The organism is Halorhabdus sp. BNX81 (genome assembly GCF_029229925.1).
Lineage (GTDB): Archaea > Halobacteriota > Halobacteria > Halobacteriales > Haloarculaceae > Halorhabdus.
In genome coordinates this window covers 1013900-1030919 of the sequence record NZ_CP107254.1, presented here as the reverse complement: position 1 = coordinate 1030919, position 17020 = coordinate 1013900, and the positions used below count along the sequence as shown (strand labels likewise).

Below are 17020 nucleotides of genomic sequence, written 5' to 3'. Positions count from 1 at the left end.
ACTCTCCCGGGAACACTGAGATGTGCAATCACCGAGTCAGAGCGTCCTCCTTGTCGTGCTGGCGTTGCCGTTTCTGGCGGCAGCGATCGCGCCGCTGGTTTATCGGCTGGCCGGCGAGCGCGTCGCCTACTTCGGGGCGGCGGTCGCGGCAGTCGCCTTTGGGCTGATCGGCACCCAGTACGGAACTGAGGGGGTCGTCTCGATACCATGGATCCCATCGCTAGATGTCTCGCTCGCCCTGTACGTCGATGGCCTCTCGCTGTTGCTCGGGTTCGTCGTCAGCGGGATCGGTATCCTGATTTTCACGTATTCGGGCGGGTACATGCACGACGAACCGGGGAAAGCGAAGTTCTACACGACGTTGCTCGTGTTCATGGGCGCGATGCTCGGAGTCGCCTTCGCCGCCGACCTGCTCGCGCTGTTCGTCTTCTGGGAACTCACGAGCGTCTCGTCGTTCATTCTGATTGGCCACTATCAGGACGACCCGGATTCGCAATATGCCGCCCGGAAGGCGATGGTCATCACGGTCGCCGGCGGGCTGTTCTTGCTTATCGCTTTCCTCCTGTTGCATACCGTCTCAGCCGACGTTATGGGCACAGCCACGTTCCGGCTGGCCGGCGAGGGCTCAATGATCGAAAACGCCGGGGCGATGCGGGAGGGACTTCGGTCGGCGGGACTGTTCGTGCCCGTCCTGGCGCTGCTCGCGGTCGGTGCCGCGGCGAAATCCGCGCAGGTACCGCTGCACATCTGGCTACCCAACGCCATGGAGGCCCCGACACCGGTCTCGGCCTTCCTCCACTCGGCGACGATGGTCAAAGCCGGCGTGTATCTCATCGGCCGGTTCCGGCCGCTGCTTGGCTCGGCCGAGTGGGAACTCCTGTTTGCCAGTCTCGGCCTGCTGACGATGACCGTCGGCGCGATGCTCGCGATCAAGGCCGACGACATCAAGGAACTGCTCGCGTACTCGACGGCCTCGCATCTCGGCCTCATCGTCGCCGGATTCGGCATACAGTACAAATACGGCGCGGAGACGGGCGCGTTCCACATCCTGAATCACGCGCTGTTCAAGGCGGCGCTGTTCCTCGTCGCCGGGATCGTCGCCCACGAGGCCGGCAGTCGGTTGCTGTCGGAACTCGGCGGCCTCTGGCGTGACCTCCCGATCACCGCCGCCGTGGCCGTCGTGGCGGCTCTCGGCATGGCCGGCCTCCCGCCGTTCAACGGTTTTTACTCGAAGGAGTTGCTGTTTGAAGCGACCTTCCACGCGGCCGAACACGCAGGTGGGCTGTGGTGGCTGCTTCCCGTTGTCGCGGTCTTCGGGAGTATCTTCACGTTCCTGTATTCGATCAAGTTCCTCTCGCTGTTCTTCGGCGACCGGCCGGACGCCCTCGAGCACGTCCACTCGCCGCCCCTCCCGATGCTCGCGCCGCCGGTCATTCTCGCCACGCTGGCGGGCGTGATCGGGCTCGGCGGTATCGGTGGGACACTCGGTATCCACTTCTGGCCGCTCGAAGCGTTCATCAACCGGATCCTCGAAAGCGTGGGGGCTTCCAATCCGCACTTTGGCTACTACCTCCCGACCTCGCTCACGCCAGCGGCGGGCATGAGCGCGATTACGGTCGGTGTCGGCGCAGTCGCCTATCCCTACTACGATCGGCTCGCGGCCGTCGTCGATCGGTTGGCGTCGATCAAGCCGCTGTCGCCGAACTGGTACTACGACGGGATCATGAACTGGCTCGACCGGACGGGCGTTGTCGCCGAACGCCTCCACACCGGCCGAATTCGAACGTACGCGAGTTGGCTACTGGTCGGCGTCGCCGCACTCACGATCGGTGGGTACGTCGCCGCCGGCGTCGTCCTGCCCGCGCTCTCCTCGATTACGCTGGCTGCCCCGATCGTCATCGTGCTGGGCGTCGCCGTCGTGGCGGCACTCGCCGTGACGATCGCACCCTCCCACGTCGCCGGCGTCCTGACGCTGTCGATCCTCGGGTTCATGGTCGCCATCTTCTACATCCTGGCGAACGCGCCGGATCTGGCGCTGACTCAGCTCGTCATCGAGACGCTCGTGCTCGTCCTGTTCCTGCTCGTGTTGAACAAGCTGCCGGCGTTCTACGGCGATCTGAAACGCCGCCAGATAGTCACGGACACCATCGTCTCGGGAGTCGTCGGCGTGACCGTCTTCCTGACAGTGCTCGTCTCGACGGCCGCAACGCCGGGGAAGCCGATCTACACGTACTTCCTCGAACGCGGTGGGGTCCCCACAGAGCACGGCCAGTGGCTGCTCGAGTGGGGTGGCGGGAGCAACATCGTGAACGTCATCCTCGTCGACTTCCGGGCCTTCGATACGATGGGGGAAATCTCCGTCGTCGCCATGGCTGCGCTCTCGATCATTACGATGATCGCGATGCGGCAACGAGGTGAGACACAATGAGTGGTGAGTCGACCCCGACAACGACCGATGCGGAGACAGCAGTCCCGCAGGTGACCGACGGGGATACGACAGTCATCGCACGGACGGTCGTCCGCATCGTCGTCCCGATCATCCTGCTGGTGGCGATCGCGCTCCTGCTCCAGGGCCACAACCAGCCAGGTGGTGGCTTCATCGCGGGCGTATTGACGACGACGGGGATCGCACTCGTGTACATCATCTACGGGTTGCATTACGTCGAGGACAACCTGTTGTCGGGGACGATACTGCCGCGGTCGTTCCCGCTGGACGTCGGTGACACTGGCTCTGAAAGTTCCGCGTCGATCACCAAGGAGTTCGGCGAGGTGTTCACGATCGGGCTGATTATTGCGGCCGGTGGCGGCGTGGCCGCGATGGCGTTGGGATATCCGTTCCTCACGCAGGCTGTCGTGTTCCTCGAACACCTCCCGATCTACGGCGAGGTCGAGATCGCAAGCGCGCTCGTCTTCGACCTGGGCGTCTACGTCGTGGTCGTCGGTGGCCTCCTCACGATCCTCGCGGTGGTGGGTAACGAATGATCGAGACACTGCTTTCAGCATCCGGCGGGGCGACGAGCGGTGGCGAGCCACAGATCATTCTGGCCGTCGTGCTCGGCCTCCTGTTCGCGCTGGGGACGTTCCTGATCCTCCGGCGCGACGTCGTCCGGGTCGTCTGGGGTGTGTCGATCATCAGCCAGGCGGCGAACGTCTACCTGGTGACGATGGGCGGCCTCCGTGGCAGCGTCCCGATCGTGAGTCACGGCGGTGGCGGTCACGGAACGCCGACGGACCCGCTGGTCCAGGCCCTCGTCCTGACGGCGATCGTCATCGGCTTCGGGACGACCGCCTTCGCGCTCGTGTTGACGCTCAGAGTCTATGAGGAACATGGGACGATCGATCTCTCGGAGGTGAGTGAATAATGGCGCTTGCACACGTCGTCGTGGCACCGCTCGTGATCACGCTGGCAACGGCGATTCTGACGCTGTTGACGAGGCGCTACGGCCGACTCCAGCGCGCGATCAGCCTGCTGGGCATCGGTGGCTACGTTCTGGCTGTCGGGGCCATCGCCAGTCGGGTCTTTTCGATCGACGTGCTCACCGGAGCAAGCGGGGAGACGACGACGCTGACCTATCAGCTGTCGGACTGGGGAGCGCCCTTCGGTATCTCGCTGGTGGCCGACGCACTCTCGGCGTTCATGCTCGTGCTCGCGGCGATCGTCTCGGTCGCTGCGCTGGTGTTCTCAGCACGGTACGTCACCGAGTACGGCCAGCGCGTCGCCTACCATTCGCTGTTTCACTTCATGCTGACGGGTGTCACCGGAGCGTTCCTGACCGGCGACATCTTCAACCTCTTTGTGTGGTTCGAGGTCATGCTCATGCCGAGTTACGTCCTCGTCGTGTTCTACGGACGCAGCGAGCACACCCGCGCGGCGCTGCAGTACACGGTGCTCAACCTCCTGGGCAGTGCGCTCATGCTGGTCGCGATCGGCGGGCTCTACGCGACGACGGGGACACTCAACATGGCGGATATGTCACGCCGCCTCACCCACGCGAGCCAGTACGGCATCGATCCCGCGCCAGTGCTCGGACTGAGTGGCATCCTGCTCGCGGTCTTCGCGCTCAAGGCCGGCATCGTTCCGTTCCAGTTCTGGGTGCCGGCCGCCTACAAGGCCGCACCGGCTCCGATCTCGGCCATGCTCGCCGGCGTCACGAAGAAGGTCGGCGTCTACGCGATCGTCCGGTTGGTGTTTACAGTTCTTGGCGGTGCCAGCCTCGACAGCGCGCTCGGACTCGGGCTCTCGGGGTCGGCCTTCAGCGACTTCCTGGGTCCCGTCCTGTTCATCATGGCCGTCGGGAGTATCTTCGTCGGCGGGCTGGGTGCCGTCTCGCGCAACGATCTCGATGGCGTCCTCGCGTATTCGAGCATCGGGCAGGTCGGGTTCATCGTCCTCGCCATCGCGCTTGCCGCTGGGACAGAAGGGCCGATCAGGACCGTCTCGCTGATCGCCGTGCTCGTCTACTCGCTGAATCACGCGATCGCCAAGTCCCTACTGTTCCTGATCAGCGGGGTGATCCAGGAGAGCGTCGGTTCGACGCGGTTCAGCGCGGTGGGTGGCCTCGCCGCCCGGCGGCCGATTCTCGCCGGGTCGTTCTTCCTGGGCGCACTCGCGATGATCGGCATCCCGCCGTTGACCGGGTTCTTCGGCAAGCTCCTCGTGTTCGATTCGGCTGGCCGGGCACTCGAGGCGGGCGTTCCGTTCGCCGAACTTGCACTCGGGGCCGCACTCCTCGGTGCGATCCTGACGATCATCTACATGTCCCGTGCCTGGAGTCAGGTGTTCTGGGGGAGCCAGACCGAGCCAGTCGCCCACGCCTATCGGCCGACGACGCTCGTCGCGATCGTCGCCGGGTTCTCGCTGCTGGTCGTCGCGCTGGGCGTCGGGTTCGATCCAGTCTATCGAGTGGCGGAGACAGCAGCACACGCCGCCATCGACCACGCCGGCTACGTCGATGCCGTGGGTCCGGAGGTGGGACAATGAGACGCTGGCCGGTCATCGGCGCGGCGCTTGCAGTCCTGTGGCTGTTCGTCAACGGCGTCGAACCAGCCCCCATGCCACTCGCCGGCGCGGCGCTCTCCGGCCTCGCCGTCGGGATGCCGATCGCGTACCTCTTCCGTCGGTTCTACGCGAGCGAGATCGCCATCGGCGGATTGCTCCGGTCGATCCCGGCGACGGTAATCTACCTCGTCCTGTTCCTGACGGAACTCATCACCGCGAACGTCGACGTGGCCTACCGGGTACTCGCCCCGTCGATGCCGATCGAACCCGCAGTGATCGAAATCCCGCTCCGTGTCGAGTCCGACGCCGCGATCACGACGATCGCAAACAGCATCTCACTGACCCCGGGGACGCTCACGATGGACTACGACGGGGATCGAAACTCGCTGTACGTCCACGCGATCGCCGGCCGCGAGCGCGATCTCGTGGTCGCCCCGATCCGCCAGTGGGAAGGGTACGCGCTTCGGATCTTCGACGAGGAGCGATCACCGACCGATCCAGTCCCGGATCCGGACGCAGATACTGAAGAGACTCCGAATGGAGACACAGACGGAGGTGAATCCAATGGCAAGTGAATTCCCGGCGTTGCTCGCCACAGTGCTCGATGCAGCCCTGATCATCGCGAGCGCAGTGACCCTCTTGGCAGCCTACCGCGTCATCCGCGGGCCGACCGTCCCGGACCGCGTCGTCGCCCTGGATACGATCGGGACGAACGTCGTCGCCATCGCGATCCTGTTCGCGCTCACGACCGATACGGGGCTGTTCATCACTGTCGGGCTGGTACTCGCCATCATCGGGTTCATCAGCACGATCACTGTCGCTCGCTTCATCACAGAGGGGGACATCATCCAATGACGCTGCTCCAGACACTGCAGGCCGTCGTCGTCGGCGTACTGGTCGTGACAGGGACGTTTTTCCTCCTCATCGGGACGATCGGCCTGCTCCGGCTCCCCAACGTGTACAACCGGTTGCACGCGACGAGCAAGGCGACGACACTCGGCGCTGCCTCGCTGTTTCTCGCCGGGTTCGTCTACTTTGGCCCACGCGGAGCGGGGCTGATCTCGCTTGTCGGGATCGTCTTCCTGTTTCTGACGGCCCCGACCGGCGCACACATGATCTCCCGGTCGGCCCAGAAGATCGGCGTCCCGTTCGTCGAGGGTGTCTCCTGGCCAGTGCCGGACGACGGTGACGAACAGGGAGAAACAGACTGACGCAGGCTGGCGACGATCAGCCTGGCGACGGTTATTCCGGAAGTTCGACTGCGAGTTCCTCGGCGATCCGCCCACCGAGTGACGCTTTCGACCCCTGGAACTCCTCAGTCGTCTCCGGCCGGACGAGCAATGCCCGCGTCTCTGCCCCACCAGCGGCCCCCGCATCGTTAGCGACCACAAACGACAGATCGACCCGCGACAGCAGATCGCGCGCTGCCGAGGTCAGCGATTCGTCGTCGGCGTCAGCCTCCAGTTTGAACCCGACCATCGGCAGGTCCGGCGCGCGCTTTCGAACCCGATCGAGGAGCTTCGGTGTCGGTTTCAGATCGAGTGTGAGATCGTCCTGTCCCGACGTGATCTTCCCCGCCCGCTGCTCGACGGTGTAGTCACCGATCGCGGCCGCAGAGACGAGCGCGTCCGCCGCCGGCGCATGCTCCTCGGCAGCCGCCACCATCTCCGCCGCGCTCTCGACTGATTCGACTGTGGCATAGGGCACATTCGGCCCGTCGTGAAGGAGTGTCACATCGGCCCCGCGGACGTAGCAGGCTTTCGCGATCGCCCGGCCAGTCGTCCCCGAGGCGCGGTTCGACAGCGTTCGAATCGCGTCGATCGACTCCGTCGTCGCGCCGCTGGTGACGACGACCTCCTTCCCTTCCAGGGGCCGCTCGCCGGCCGCCCGGGCCGTCTCCAAAACAATCGATTCCTCGCTGGCGATCTTGGCTTTCGATTCCTCGATCCGTGGGTCAGCGAAGGAGACGCCCCACGATTCGAGTCGCTCGATCGCCTCAAGGACACCCGGATGATCGTACATCGGCTCGTGCATCGCGGGTGCGATGACGACCGGAATGCCGGCACCCAACGCTGTCGTCGCGCAGGTGGTCACCGGCGTGTCGTCAATTGCGCTCGCAATCTTCCCGACAGTATTGGCCGTCGATGGTGCGATCAGGAGCACGTCACCCCACGGATCCTCGCCGAAGAAGGTGACGTGCTCGACGCTGCCCCCGATCTCGGTGACGACCTCGCCATCGGTCGCCAACTCGACCGCCCAGGGATGAATGATGTTCGTCGCCGACCCGGTCATGACCGCCCGAACCGTCGCCCCGCGTCGGCGGAGTTCGTGGGCCAACTCGACGGTCTTGACCGCCGCGATCGACCCCGTCACACCCAGGACGACGTTCGTGTCTTCGAGCATAGCGAGGATTCGATTGCAATGTGTAAGAAGCCACCGCAACGGTGGACCGACCGTAATCGACGGACATCGAACACACGTGTCCGCCCCTTCAGCGTAGTTCGTGCTTGGCGACGACGTAAAACCGACCGACGCCGAGTCCGACGAACAGCAACCCAACGGCGACGGCAAGCACCCGCGGAAGATCCAGCTGAAAGAGGAAGTAAAGTGCGGCCGCCGTGGTGACAGCACCAAGAATCGCCCCAATCACCATGATCGCCCAGCTAGTCCATGGCGTATCAGCAGTGTCTTTCAGACTCATGCCAAGGCTCTCGTGGGCTGTAAGCATATATCCCGACGTCAGAATACTGTCAAAAGGCCCGATGCGTCATCGGTGTACCCGACGTGGAATTGGTATGAGTCGCTTCCCCTAGCAAGAGTCGAAAGCGATCCGTTCTGGTTGCAATTCACGGTTTCGGTGACGTACCACAGTCACAAAATCACTCCAGGAGGCGCGGAATCGATGTAATCATAGCTCAGAACGGACACACGTTACCGTACTGATCGACCTGTCATGCCCTCCTCGTCGCCTGGCCAAGGGATATCGTCTGACCGCACCACGAAGATTGCAAGGAAAATAGCACTGAGGAGGATTCCGAGCTGGATCCCAACTTTGGCCAGCGGACTAACCGGCGCCAGGTACATTTCCTTCAGAACCATTGCAGGAACGAACAGGACGAGTGCAAACCCGATCGTCGAGACGACGATCCGCCAGAGATCCGTTCCAGTCGGCGTAACCATGGGTCAAATTTCACCCATCAAAGTATAGATCTTCTCCCAACGGGGAGCTCTCGGTACGATGACCGGCCGCGTTAGCTCAGATCGAAGTGCTCGGCGGCAGTCTCCATGTCCTTGTCGCCGCGGCCACTCAAATTGACCAGGATCGTGTCGTGCTCGTCGGCGATCTGTTTCGCCAGGGCAAGTCCGTGGCTCGTCTCCAGCGCCGGAATGATCCCCTCAAACATGCTCAGCTCCCGGAAGGCTTCCAGGGCTTCATCGTCAGTGATACCCCGGTAGTCACACCGCCCCACAGCCTTGAACATCGCGTGCTCAGGACCGACGCCCGGGTAGTCCAGTCCGGCCGAAACGGAGTGGACCTCCGTCTCCTCGTCGATGACACGGGTCTTCATTCCGTGGAGCACATCGTCTTCCCCATCGGCCAGGGGCGCGGCGTGTCGGTTCGAGTCAGCACCTTCACCGCCGCCCTCCGCACCGTAAAAGGCCACGTCGTCGTCACGGAACGCGTCGAACAGCCCGATCGCGTTCGACCCGCCGCCGACACAGGCGACTGCGGCGTCGGGCAACCCGCCGATCTGCGCTTGCATCTGCTCGCGTGCCTCCTCGCCGATGACTGACTGGAACTCCCGAACCATCCGCGGGAACGGATCGGGACCGACGACCGAACCGACGAGATAGTGGGTATCCTCAACGTTCTCCGCGAAGTCCTCAAGCGCTGCGTCGACGGCGTCGGCCAACCCTTTCCCGCCGCGGGAGACCTCCTTGACCTCCGCGCCCATCAGTCGCATCCGGAAGACGTTCATCCGCTGGCGGGCGACGTCCTTCTCACCCATGTAGACTTCCGTGTCGAGATCAAGCATTGCGCCGACCATCGCCGTCGCGGTGCCGTGTTGCCCGGCTCCAGTCTCGGCGATCAGTCGGTCCTTGCCGGCCTTCTTCGCCAGCAGCGCCTGCCCGAGCGTGTTGTTCAGCTTGTGTGCGCCGCCGTGGAGGAGGTCCTCACGCTTGAGGTAGATCTCAGCGCCGTAGGCCTCGGATAATCGTTTGGCGTGATACAGCGGCGTCGGTCGCCCGGCGAAGTGTTGGAGATGCGCGCGAAACTCGTCCTGAAAGTCGTCGCTGAGCGCGACCTCCTCGAACGCGGCGGCGAGGTGAGCAAGCGGTTCCAGCAGCGGTTCGGGCACGTGGCGACCGCCGTAGTCGCCAAACGTCCCGGGATCGTCGGAGTGCTCTGCCATTGGTGTGTGGTTCGTGGTGACAATAATATGAGTACCGAAATCGATGGCTTCCAGGCCGGCGACTTACGCTCGCAGAAAAGTGATCTTGATTCCACAAGAAAGTTAGGAGCGAGAAAGCCCAGACACGAGCGAAACGAACGTGCACCGGACAGAATCCGACCGCAAACAGCGGCGGTGTGAAATTAGGCGTTACTATCGTAGGCCTGCGGAGCCTCGGTCGACTTGAGGATGGCCGACGTATCTTCTTTGTTCCACGTCACCGTGAGGGTGTCACCCTCCGAGACTTCGCCACCACCAGTCTCTGAAATATCAACGTCAAGATTGCTATCAAATCCAATTGTCATCGTATCGCCGGCAGAGATGTCTCCGCCACTGGCCCAAGCACTACCTGACCATGCGGAAGTGTTAATATCGGACAAAGCTCCACTGAACTCCACATTCGATGGATCGACTGCCTGTCCACCCTCGTGAGAGAGGGTCAACACCGGATCCGTAGCGGGATTCGTTTGACCGTCCCACTCGACTGAAATCGTCGCACTCGGGGATGTCTCGCTGATCTGTTCACCCAGACCGAGGACGAACGTCGCGATGACAGCCGCCAGGATGACCGTGATGGCGACCATCAGGATTACCCCGATGACTGGTGAGACGCCCGATTCGTCGTCGAACAGGAATGGTTTGAGCTTCATGGTTTGATCGTCTTTTGCGAGTCGTTAGTTGGTACCGTCGTAGAGGATTGCAGACGTATCGCCGTTGCTCCAGGTGAGTTTTCCGTATGTCCCACCATCAACAACCGGATCGCCAGCGCTATATGGTCCTTGGCTGTTCGCGAGGGACCCGTTTTTGGTGGCCGTCCAAGTCAAAGTCCCCTCACCCGGCAATTCTTGGCCACCAGCGTGAACGAGGGTATTGCCATCATCTTGCAACTCGAAACTCGCTTGCGGTGACGTGTCACTGATCTGTTCGCCCAGGCCGAGGACGAACGTCGCGATGACAGCCGCCAGGATAACCGTGATGGCGACCATCAGGATCACCCCAATGACTGGTGAGACGCCCGATTCGTCGTCGAACAGGAATGGTTTGAGCTTCATGGATTATCAGTTTGTATGTCGCCGTCACCGGGCGGGCTGGTCGGGATCCGCTGAACGGACGGCGCTTACCAAACATTCGCCCTATCACGGCATAAAGCTTCCTGGCAAGTTATTGAAGATGATAACACCCGAGGAGGTTCTTAGCTATGTGTCATCTGCTCGCCATCGGGGAGATTTCACTTCGACAGACGAAATATCAACATACGAAAAAGTAAACCGAAAGGGTGGATCGAAGACGACCGCACAAAACGACCCGCGGGAGGCGTCGGTGACGGTGACTGACAGTTCGTGCCGTCACTCGACGTCCCCGTAATCGCCGCCGTACTTCATGAAGAAGTACACCAGGCCCAACACGGCAGTCATCACAAATCCGGACGTCACGCCGAACAGCTTCGCACTTTCGGGCACGACCGGGCCGCTCGGACCTTCGACCTCGACAGTCGGCACGTCGTCACCGACGACGATCGCCCCTTTCATACCGTTCAGTTCGTGAGGGCTGCAGTAGTACTTGTGGATGCCGGCCTCGGAGAACGTCCGTTCGTACGTGGTACCCGCCTCGGCAACGGCCGACCCCGAGGAGAACGAATCGTCGTCGGCGACGACGTTGTGGGCATTCCCCCGACCAGTCCACTCCCAGGTGACGGTCGTGTCCGGGTCGACCCACACGGCCGCCGGGCCAAACCCGTAGTAGCCCTGGTTGGCTTCGACACCAACCTCGACCGTGATTTCGTCCTCGCCACGGCGGTCGACTGTCGACGAGAAATTACTCACGTCCGAGAACCACCCGCCATAATCGACCTGACCGCCGCCACTCTCCTGGGCCGCGGCGGAGCCGACCGCGCCGATGGCCGCCGCCCCGCCGGCGGCCGTTCCACTGGCACGAAGAAGCGCCCGACGCGAGAATTCGACACTATCGTCGGTCATAGCGACAGTTTGGTCCCACCGGTAGTATATATGTTGGCCCCAACAATAGTCTCCGGTTGGCGCCCGGTCGAATCGGGGAGCTTCGAGCGGTCTGCGTGGCTCCAGAGGGGAGACATCCACAACCCCGAGACATCGCCGCTCAGTTTCTCGAGACCCAGCACTCGACAACCAGCGTATCCAAATTCGCCCGTCGCTTCGGGAGACGGTGTACTCTCCAGAGAACGGCCAACGGGGAGATCACCCTGGTGCGGAGGGTTTTTGCCCCCGACCGGCGACAGTTCGTGTGATGAGCGAGGACCTGCGAGACGGGCCAGTCGCCGTCGTCGGCGACGACGCCGGCGTGGTCGCTGAACTCGTCAGATCGGTCGGGGTCCAGGTGGTGCCGGGGACACCCACCGAGATCGACGAGCACGCGACGGCGGTGATTGCCGTGGGCGAGACACCGATCCTCAAACTCGCCCAGCGAGGGTGTTCGATACCAGTCCTCCCGGTGGCAGTCGACGGCGGACTCGGCGGCGTTCCTGCAGACACCCTCCAGTCCGCCATCGAACGGGTTCGTGACGGAAACTACGCCATCCGGGAAATCACAACGCTCGATGTGTACGTCAACGATGCACACGTCGAGACGGCCCTGGCTGACGTGATGCTGGTGACCAGCGAACCGGCCCACATCTCGGAGTATTCGCTCTCGACGCCCGCCGAATCCGTCGCCACGTTCCGGGCCGACGGCGTCGTGATCGCGACACCGACAGGGAGTCGTGGCTATGCCCGTCGCGTGGGCGGCCCGGTCCTCGATCCGGCTGCTGAGATCCTCGCTGCCGTGCCAGTCGGCATGTTCTCGACGACCAAAGATCACTGGACGCTATCGCTCCCCGACAGCGGCCCTGCCCTGTCAATGTCGATCAAGCGCGACGAAGCACCAGTGTCGCTCCTGGTTGACGATCGGACCTACGGTCGGGTCGGGCCGTCGGATCGGCTCTCGCTCGTCCGGGGCGAGACGCTTTCTGTGGTGTCGCTCCCGGAAAGTGACCCGCCGTTCGACATCGATCGTGATCGTACCTGAGCAGCCACTTGCCGAAGGCGTCAAGACAATCATGTCCTGATAGCGGCTAGAGAGCGTTCGTCGTGTTCAGTTCCAGTGAAAGTCGAACGGTTCACGGGAGCGGTCACTCGACTTGCCGGCAAGAGTACCGGTTTGAAAACACTCTAATGAACACCGCACGTGGGCTCAACCATGGTATCCGTTTCGCTGTTCGGGCCACTGGACACACTCCTTGGGAACAACGTTGTGTATCTTTTGCTGGTGCTGGCTGTCGTCAACATGGTCACGCGAATACTAGCCCACAGACGTCACGTCAGCCAGGCGGCGAGTGGCGGAGCCGATGCAGTGTCGCGATTCCTGCCCCACGTCGTCTCGAACGTCCTGCTCATCCTGGCGTCGTTTTACTACCTGACGCTACACCATCACGGCGGGTTCGTCACCACGGTGCTTGTGCTCGGACTCTTCCTGACGGACTTCTTCGAATTCGAGGCACGTAAGGCCGAAGCCCGCCGCGAGGTCGACCTCGACCGGCCGAAAGGCGCGATCACCGCGTCGCTGTTGATGCTCGGATACGTCGGCTACCAGAGCCTGTTCTTCGTCGTCGCGCCGGCCTGGAACGCAGTCATCTGATCCGGTAGCGGGTGTCGATTTTTCTCGACGACGATTCGTCAGACAGAAAACTTATACCGAGTTGGTGTCGTTCAGTTTTCATGCCATCGTTCACACTGACGTATATATGTCTGGGCGCTGCCGGGCTTGCGGTCCTTGCCGGGGTGGGCCTCCTGTCTCGGGCTCGCAATCCCATTCAAACGGCACGCAAAGCCAAGACAGGGATCGCGGCTGTCGCCGTCGGTGTGCTCCTGTTTCTCGCCGCAGCATGGTACACGTTCCGTGCCGCACAGTATTCGTATGAACTTGGGGACTGTGAGGACTGGATGAGCTTCGGCAACAACACGACGTATTCGAACCTTTCGGCGACCGGGCAGGACATCTTCAAGAGTACGCTGGAAGCCGATGGGAGCTATTATTCGGTGCAGTCGGCTCCGGATTTCGAGTACGTGACAGACGCCATCATGCGAACGCCGATCGAATACCAGGGGGAGTGTTACGCGATGCTGGCCCACGATGCGGGGCTCGGCTGGGGCATCATGATCGTTGGACCGATCTTCCTGCTCGGTATTGTGGTGACAACGATTGGGCTGTTGCGGATCCGCTCGGGGGACTGGAGCCTCCGGCTAGTTTGACTCGTTTCTCCTCGGGCTGGTTGTCGCCTGGGTGACGTTACATTCCCCGTGGCCCCTTCTCGGAGGCGTCGTCGCGACCCTCCTGATTGGCCTCTGGCTGTGGCTTCGACCCATCGAGAGACTCCGATAGCCGGTCCAGAAACGGAGACAGCCGTCTTATTTTCGATCGGCGTAGGCCGCGCGGGCCTGATTGATCGCGGGAACGAGCACCCAGAAGGCGAGTGCCCCCAGGATCGCGAAGTAAAACAGCCCTTCGCCGACGACCATGGCGATCTGGGTGTAGAAGTCGGGGTTCTCCGGGTAGGTGCCAAGGAGCTGTGGTCCCTGGAAGGACGGCGTCTTGTACCAGCCGGCGACGACCAACCACCCGAGCCCGGCCGTCACCAGGATACCGAACCCTTTCATGAACTCGTCAGCCATCCGTCTCACCTCCCTCGCCGGCCATGCCCTCGGTACGGAACCGTGTCGAGAACGCGTAGACGACCGCACCGAAGAGGATCGAGCCGAGCCCCAACAGCGCCAGCAGCGGATCGATCGCCGAAACGGCAGCCATACCGCGGTTGGTCGCCGTATCGAGCACGACGAACCCGACGACGATGGCCAGAATCGCAAACAGCGTCGAGAAGACCGTCACGGCCTTGTACACTCGTAGCGGGACGACGACATCCCGGCGGCCCGCATCGCTGCTTCCAGTACTCTCGGCGTGATCGGTCTCGGCACCGGCGTCAGTCGCCGTCGATTCGGTCGGCGTCCCGGCGGATTGAGTTGCGTACGTCATTGTCATTTTGGTGGACGAAGCCGGTAGTACCGGCGGTTGAGTTCGAACATGTAGCCCTCCCGCATCGACTTCAGCGCCGCGTAGGTGATGAACGCACCCACGAACGGCAGCAGGAACGTCAGGTCGAACAGGAGATGCGAGTCGAGGGGAAGGAGGTTCTTGATCGACAGCGCTGCGAGCGTCACCGAGAGGATGACGCCGAAGACCCCAACGGCCGCCCAGAACGGCTGTTCGACCGGGCGACGGGCGCTGCCCTTGTTGATGAACGGCACGACGGCGATCGCACCGACGACGACGAGGTTGGCCATCACGCCGAAGGTCCGGTCGGCCATGAGCTTCTGGCCCCCCAGCAACGCCAGGTCGGGGTTCAGCGGCCCGAGTTTCAGCAGGCCAAACGACCAGTAGAGATACCAGTCAGGCAGGATCGTCGGGGGCGTGACCCCGGAGTTGGCCGGCGCGCCGATGTGTGGCGGCAGCGCCGCCGCCAGGAACACCAGCATGCCGACGAAGAAGCTCGTCAGCGCGAGGTTCCGAACGACCTCGTGGGGCCAGGTCGGAAAGCCCAGCACGTCGCGTTCGACGTAGTCGGATTCCTCACGGAGATCCTGGTCTTCGCGGCGTGAGCGTTCGAAATACTCGTACGTCGTCCTGGCGAGCCCCTGTCGGCGCTCCTTGCGCTCGCTCCAGGTCGGCGTCTCGTCGTCCGGCGGGACGATGCCCGTCTCGCCGCCGTCGGTCCGGACACGCTCCTCGCCGGTCCGGGCTGGCCCCTCGTCGGCCCGGACGGGGTCCTCGTCGGTCGGTTGCTCGCTGACTCCGTCGTCGGGTGAATCGTGCTCGGTCATGGTTAGTGCGGTTCGGCGATGCCCTGCATCCAGACGATTGCGATGTGAACGGCGATCAACGTGGTGACCACGAACGGGAGGAAGAACACGTGGAGGATGTACATCCGCTGGAGCGTCGCCGGGTTCGGTGTGAACCCACCGAAGATGAGCTGGGCGACCCACTCACCGATGAGTGGGATCGATAATGACATCTCGACGCCGATCTGGCCGGCCCAGAAGGCGAGTTGGTCCCAGGGCAGCAGGTACCCCGAGTAGCCAAACAGCAGCGTCAGGCTGATCAGGACGATGCCGAGCAGCCAGTTGAGCTCCCGTGGCTCCTTGTACGCGCCGGTGAAGTAGACCCGCAGCATGTGGAGGAAGACAGCGGCGACCATGACCTGGGCCGCCCACCGGTGGATACTCCGGAGCATGAACCCGAAGTTCAGGTCGGTCATGATGAACGTGAGTGACTCGTAGGCGATCGTCGGATCGCCCGACGAGCCCAGCGCACCCGGCGAGTAGTAAAACCCGAGCAGGGCACCCGAGATCGCCGCCACGATGTACGCGAGCGTCGAGAACGACCCCAGCGCGTACAGCGGATACCAGTACCAGAACTTGTTGTCGAGCCCGTACTGCTCGGTGTGGCTCTTTGGCATCTGCATGTTGACCTTGTAGTACAGCCCCTCCAGGATCTCAAGGTAGTCGACGATCCGGAGGCGCTTGTCGAACCAGATGAGGACTGTCAGGTACATGCGTTCGACCCGCGAGAAGTCCCGCTGTTCCATCCAGGCGTCGTGGTCGTGATCGTCGGGACGTTCGAGACTCATCGGGTCATTCCCCCGGGCGCGGCAGCGCCGTGAACTGTCGCTGGACTGGTTGGAACGGGTCGTACACCGACTGGTGGCACTGACAGTACACTTCGTTCTCGGCGTTGAAGCGTTCGCTCCCGCCGTACGCCTTGAACCCAGGCACACAGCAGAAGTGTGTACACTTGTTGAGCCAGGCCATCACGTCGTCCTCGGTCGCGGCGTCGAGGAACGAGCGGACACCGGACGAGAGGTCACTGTAATCGCCTTCCCCGTTGACCATCTTCGAGACTTCAGGGCTGCGGAGCACCTGGACCGGGATCGTCTGGACGTTGTCACCCTCCGAGCGCCAGCCCGCCGACGCCGGCTTCCCGAGGCCGGACTCGCCGATGTCGTTGCCCCATTCCTCGTAATCATCGAAATCAGACAGGGTAAGCGCCTGCCCGTCCTCGATGTCGCTTTGCCAGTCGTAGGTCCCCGAGGACGAGCGAAAGGCGTCGTCCTGATCGGCGTCTGGACTGATGCCGGCGTACGTCTGGACGCCACAGTACTGGAACCACGTCGAACTGTAGGTCGTCCCACCCATATCCATCTCGGCGACGGTGACGGTCTGTCCCTGGACGGTCTTTTCCTCGGTGTCCGGCCAGACGCCGGCGATCGTGCCGTCGTCCTGGATCTCGACCGGGACGATCGGCATCCCGCGTGGGGCCGGGCCGTCGGTGTTCTTGATGCCGATATACGGCGTGATCCCGCCGCCGACGCCCGACGGTGCCGTCGTCAGCCCGATCGCGGTCGCGCCGCCGGTCGCGACGGTGCCGAGAACGGCCGATCCGACGACGCCCTTGACGAAGCGGCGTCGGCCTGATTCTTCCGGATACTTGTCTTCGTGTGACATGG

The 17020-nt window shown here is 62.9% G+C and carries 22 protein-coding genes; 10 read left to right on the top strand and 12 right to left on the bottom strand.

Annotation, left to right across the window (positions count from 1 at the left end; translation table 11 throughout):
• The first annotated feature begins 22 nt into the window (after nt 1–22).
• Genes mbhE through mnhG form a run of 7 tightly spaced genes read left to right on the top strand, consistent with a single transcriptional unit; the run spans nt 23 to nt 6210 of the window.
• Complete coding sequence (gene mbhE, locus HBNXHr_RS05160) at nt 23–2428, top strand: hydrogen gas-evolving membrane-bound hydrogenase subunit E (RefSeq protein WP_275883414.1); 2406 nt, start codon at nt 23–25, stop codon at nt 2426–2428.
• Nucleotides 2425–2982: an MnhB domain-containing protein gene (locus tag HBNXHr_RS05155; protein WP_015788329.1), complete on the top strand. Its 558-nt coding sequence runs from the start codon at nt 2425–2427 to the stop codon at nt 2980–2982. The genes mbhE and HBNXHr_RS05155 overlap by 4 nt, the downstream gene beginning before the upstream one ends.
• A complete protein-coding gene (locus HBNXHr_RS05150) occupies nt 2979–3362 on the top strand; it encodes a sodium:proton antiporter (protein WP_015788330.1) in 384 nt (127 codons plus the stop codon). Before HBNXHr_RS05155 ends, HBNXHr_RS05150 begins: the two co-directional genes overlap by 4 nt.
• Nucleotides 3362–4981, top strand: coding sequence for a proton-conducting transporter membrane subunit (locus HBNXHr_RS05145; RefSeq protein ID WP_275883413.1), 1620 nt, complete (start codon nt 3362–3364; stop codon nt 4979–4981). The genes HBNXHr_RS05150 and HBNXHr_RS05145 overlap by 1 nt, the downstream gene beginning before the upstream one ends.
• Nucleotides 4978–5574, top strand: coding sequence for a Na+/H+ antiporter subunit E (locus tag HBNXHr_RS05140; RefSeq protein WP_275883412.1), 597 nt, complete (start codon nt 4978–4980; stop codon nt 5572–5574). Before HBNXHr_RS05145 ends, HBNXHr_RS05140 begins: the two co-directional genes overlap by 4 nt.
• Entirely contained in the window at nt 5564–5854 is a 291-nt protein-coding gene (locus HBNXHr_RS05135; RefSeq protein WP_275740093.1) for a monovalent cation/H+ antiporter complex subunit F, read from the top strand. Before HBNXHr_RS05140 ends, HBNXHr_RS05135 begins: the two co-directional genes overlap by 11 nt.
• Nucleotides 5851–6210 carry a monovalent cation/H(+) antiporter subunit G gene (gene mnhG, locus HBNXHr_RS05130; protein ID WP_275740091.1) on the top strand — a complete coding sequence of 120 codons (360 nt, stop codon included), beginning with the start codon at nt 5851–5853 and terminating at the stop codon, nt 6208–6210. The genes HBNXHr_RS05135 and mnhG overlap by 4 nt, the downstream gene beginning before the upstream one ends.
• Before the next feature lie 31 nt (nt 6211–6241).
• Here mnhG and coaBC read toward each other — a convergent pair whose 3' ends face one another.
• From coaBC to HBNXHr_RS05095, 7 genes are all read right to left on the bottom strand, one after another.
• On the bottom strand, nt 6242–7402 hold the full coding sequence (coaBC, locus tag HBNXHr_RS05125; RefSeq protein WP_275883411.1) for a bifunctional phosphopantothenoylcysteine decarboxylase/phosphopantothenate--cysteine ligase CoaBC: 1161 nt from the start codon (nt 7400–7402) through the stop codon (nt 6242–6244).
• Nucleotides 7403–7490: 88 nt separating this feature from the next.
• Complete coding sequence (locus tag HBNXHr_RS05120; RefSeq protein WP_275883410.1) at nt 7491–7700, bottom strand: hypothetical protein; 210 nt, start codon at nt 7698–7700, stop codon at nt 7491–7493.
• A gap of 230 nt (nt 7701–7930) precedes the next feature.
• Entirely contained in the window at nt 7931–8179 is a 249-nt protein-coding gene (locus tag HBNXHr_RS05115) for a hypothetical protein (RefSeq protein ID WP_275883409.1), read from the bottom strand.
• Between the two features lie 71 nt (nt 8180–8250).
• Nucleotides 8251–9414 carry a tryptophan synthase subunit beta gene (gene trpB / locus HBNXHr_RS05110; RefSeq protein WP_275883408.1) on the bottom strand — a complete coding sequence of 388 codons (1164 nt, stop codon included), beginning with the start codon at nt 9412–9414 and terminating at the stop codon, nt 8251–8253.
• Nucleotides 9415–9596: 182 nt separating this feature from the next.
• The gene (locus tag HBNXHr_RS05105) at nt 9597–10103 is read right to left on the bottom strand and encodes a type IV pilin N-terminal domain-containing protein (RefSeq protein WP_275883407.1); all 507 of its coding nucleotides are present in this window, start codon (nt 10101–10103) and stop codon (nt 9597–9599) included.
• 24 nt (nt 10104–10127) lie between these two features.
• Nucleotides 10128–10505: a type IV pilin N-terminal domain-containing protein gene (locus tag HBNXHr_RS05100; protein ID WP_275883406.1), complete on the bottom strand. Its 378-nt coding sequence runs from the start codon at nt 10503–10505 to the stop codon at nt 10128–10130.
• 294 nt (nt 10506–10799) lie between these two features.
• Nucleotides 10800–11429 carry a halocyanin domain-containing protein gene (locus HBNXHr_RS05095; RefSeq protein ID WP_275883405.1) on the bottom strand — a complete coding sequence of 210 codons (630 nt, stop codon included), beginning with the start codon at nt 11427–11429 and terminating at the stop codon, nt 10800–10802.
• Between the two features lie 286 nt (nt 11430–11715).
• On the opposite strand from HBNXHr_RS05095, the gene HBNXHr_RS05090 reads away from it, so the two are divergent.
• The 3 genes from HBNXHr_RS05090 to HBNXHr_RS05080 all read left to right on the top strand — a co-directional run bounded on the left by HBNXHr_RS05090 (nt 11716) and on the right by HBNXHr_RS05080 (nt 13715).
• Nucleotides 11716–12492 (top strand): NAD(+)/NADH kinase, encoded by a 777-nt coding sequence (locus tag HBNXHr_RS05090; RefSeq protein ID WP_275883404.1) that lies wholly within the window; start codon nt 11716–11718, stop codon nt 12490–12492.
• A gap of 171 nt (nt 12493–12663) precedes the next feature.
• Complete coding sequence (locus HBNXHr_RS05085; protein ID WP_275740073.1) at nt 12664–13101, top strand: hypothetical protein; 438 nt, start codon at nt 12664–12666, stop codon at nt 13099–13101.
• Nucleotides 13102–13181: 80 nt separating this feature from the next.
• On the top strand, nt 13182–13715 hold the full coding sequence (locus tag HBNXHr_RS05080) for a hypothetical protein (protein WP_275883403.1): 534 nt from the start codon (nt 13182–13184) through the stop codon (nt 13713–13715).
• Between the two features lie 156 nt (nt 13716–13871).
• On the opposite strand, the gene HBNXHr_RS05075 is transcribed toward HBNXHr_RS05080, so the two are convergent.
• Genes HBNXHr_RS05075 through HBNXHr_RS05055 form a run of 5 tightly spaced genes read right to left on the bottom strand, consistent with a single transcriptional unit; the run spans nt 13872 to nt 17018 of the window.
• Nucleotides 13872–14135 carry a hypothetical protein gene (locus HBNXHr_RS05075; RefSeq protein WP_275883402.1) on the bottom strand — a complete coding sequence of 88 codons (264 nt, stop codon included), beginning with the start codon at nt 14133–14135 and terminating at the stop codon, nt 13872–13874.
• Nucleotides 14128–14499, bottom strand: a complete 372-nt coding sequence (locus HBNXHr_RS14310; RefSeq protein WP_345799503.1) for a hypothetical protein — start codon at nt 14497–14499, stop codon at nt 14128–14130. The genes HBNXHr_RS05075 and HBNXHr_RS14310 overlap by 8 nt, the downstream gene beginning before the upstream one ends.
• Entirely contained in the window at nt 14496–15338 is an 843-nt protein-coding gene (locus tag HBNXHr_RS05065) for a cytochrome bc complex cytochrome b subunit (RefSeq protein ID WP_275883401.1), read from the bottom strand. Before HBNXHr_RS05065 ends, HBNXHr_RS14310 begins: the two co-directional genes overlap by 4 nt.
• A 2-nt stretch (nt 15339–15340) precedes the next feature.
• A complete protein-coding gene (locus HBNXHr_RS05060) occupies nt 15341–16144 on the bottom strand; it encodes a cytochrome bc complex cytochrome b subunit (RefSeq protein ID WP_275883400.1) in 804 nt (267 codons plus the stop codon).
• 4 nt (nt 16145–16148) lie between these two features.
• Nucleotides 16149–17018 carry a ubiquinol-cytochrome c reductase iron-sulfur subunit gene (locus HBNXHr_RS05055; RefSeq protein WP_275740064.1) on the bottom strand — a complete coding sequence of 290 codons (870 nt, stop codon included), beginning with the start codon at nt 17016–17018 and terminating at the stop codon, nt 16149–16151.
• Between the last annotated feature and the right edge of the window lie 2 nt (nt 17019–17020).

Coding starts and splice junctions, on each gene's coding strand:
- HBNXHr_RS05120 (WP_275883410.1), bottom strand. CDS start 7,700: ATGAGTCTGAAAGACACTGCTGATACGCCATGGACTAGCTGGGCGATC.
- HBNXHr_RS05105 (WP_275883407.1), bottom strand. CDS start 10,103: ATGAAGCTCAAACCATTCCTGTTCGACGACGAATCGGGCGTCTCACCA.
- HBNXHr_RS05115 (WP_275883409.1), bottom strand. CDS start 8,179: ATGGTTACGCCGACTGGAACGGATCTCTGGCGGATCGTCGTCTCGACG.
- HBNXHr_RS05075 (WP_275883402.1), bottom strand. CDS start 14,135: ATGGCTGACGAGTTCATGAAAGGGTTCGGTATCCTGGTGACGGCCGGG.
- coaBC (WP_275883411.1), bottom strand. CDS start 7,402: ATGCTCGAAGACACGAACGTCGTCCTGGGTGTGACGGGGTCGATCGCG.
- HBNXHr_RS05095 (WP_275883405.1), bottom strand. CDS start 11,429: ATGACCGACGATAGTGTCGAATTCTCGCGTCGGGCGCTTCTTCGTGCC.
- HBNXHr_RS05080 (WP_275883403.1), top strand. CDS start 13,182: ATGCCATCGTTCACACTGACGTATATATGTCTGGGCGCTGCCGGGCTT.
- HBNXHr_RS14310 (WP_345799503.1), bottom strand. CDS start 14,499: ATGACAATGACGTACGCAACTCAATCCGCCGGGACGCCGACCGAATCG.
- HBNXHr_RS05065 (WP_275883401.1), bottom strand. CDS start 15,338: ATGACCGAGCACGATTCACCCGACGACGGAGTCAGCGAGCAACCGACC.
- HBNXHr_RS05100 (WP_275883406.1), bottom strand. CDS start 10,505: ATGAAGCTCAAACCATTCCTGTTCGACGACGAATCGGGCGTCTCACCA.
- HBNXHr_RS05085 (WP_275740073.1), top strand. CDS start 12,664: ATGGTATCCGTTTCGCTGTTCGGGCCACTGGACACACTCCTTGGGAAC.
- HBNXHr_RS05150 (WP_015788330.1), top strand. CDS start 2,979: ATGATCGAGACACTGCTTTCAGCATCCGGCGGGGCGACGAGCGGTGGC.
- HBNXHr_RS05135 (WP_275740093.1), top strand. CDS start 5,564: ATGGCAAGTGAATTCCCGGCGTTGCTCGCCACAGTGCTCGATGCAGCC.
- HBNXHr_RS05155 (WP_015788329.1), top strand. CDS start 2,425: ATGAGTGGTGAGTCGACCCCGACAACGACCGATGCGGAGACAGCAGTC.
- HBNXHr_RS05090 (WP_275883404.1), top strand. CDS start 11,716: ATGAGCGAGGACCTGCGAGACGGGCCAGTCGCCGTCGTCGGCGACGAC.
- mnhG (WP_275740091.1), top strand. CDS start 5,851: ATGACGCTGCTCCAGACACTGCAGGCCGTCGTCGTCGGCGTACTGGTC.
- HBNXHr_RS05055 (WP_275740064.1), bottom strand. CDS start 17,018: ATGTCACACGAAGACAAGTATCCGGAAGAATCAGGCCGACGCCGCTTC.
- HBNXHr_RS05145 (WP_275883413.1), top strand. CDS start 3,362: ATGGCGCTTGCACACGTCGTCGTGGCACCGCTCGTGATCACGCTGGCA.
- trpB (WP_275883408.1), bottom strand. CDS start 9,414: ATGGCAGAGCACTCCGACGATCCCGGGACGTTTGGCGACTACGGCGGT.
- HBNXHr_RS05140 (WP_275883412.1), top strand. CDS start 4,978: ATGAGACGCTGGCCGGTCATCGGCGCGGCGCTTGCAGTCCTGTGGCTG.
- HBNXHr_RS05060 (WP_275883400.1), bottom strand. CDS start 16,144: ATGAGTCTCGAACGTCCCGACGATCACGACCACGACGCCTGGATGGAA.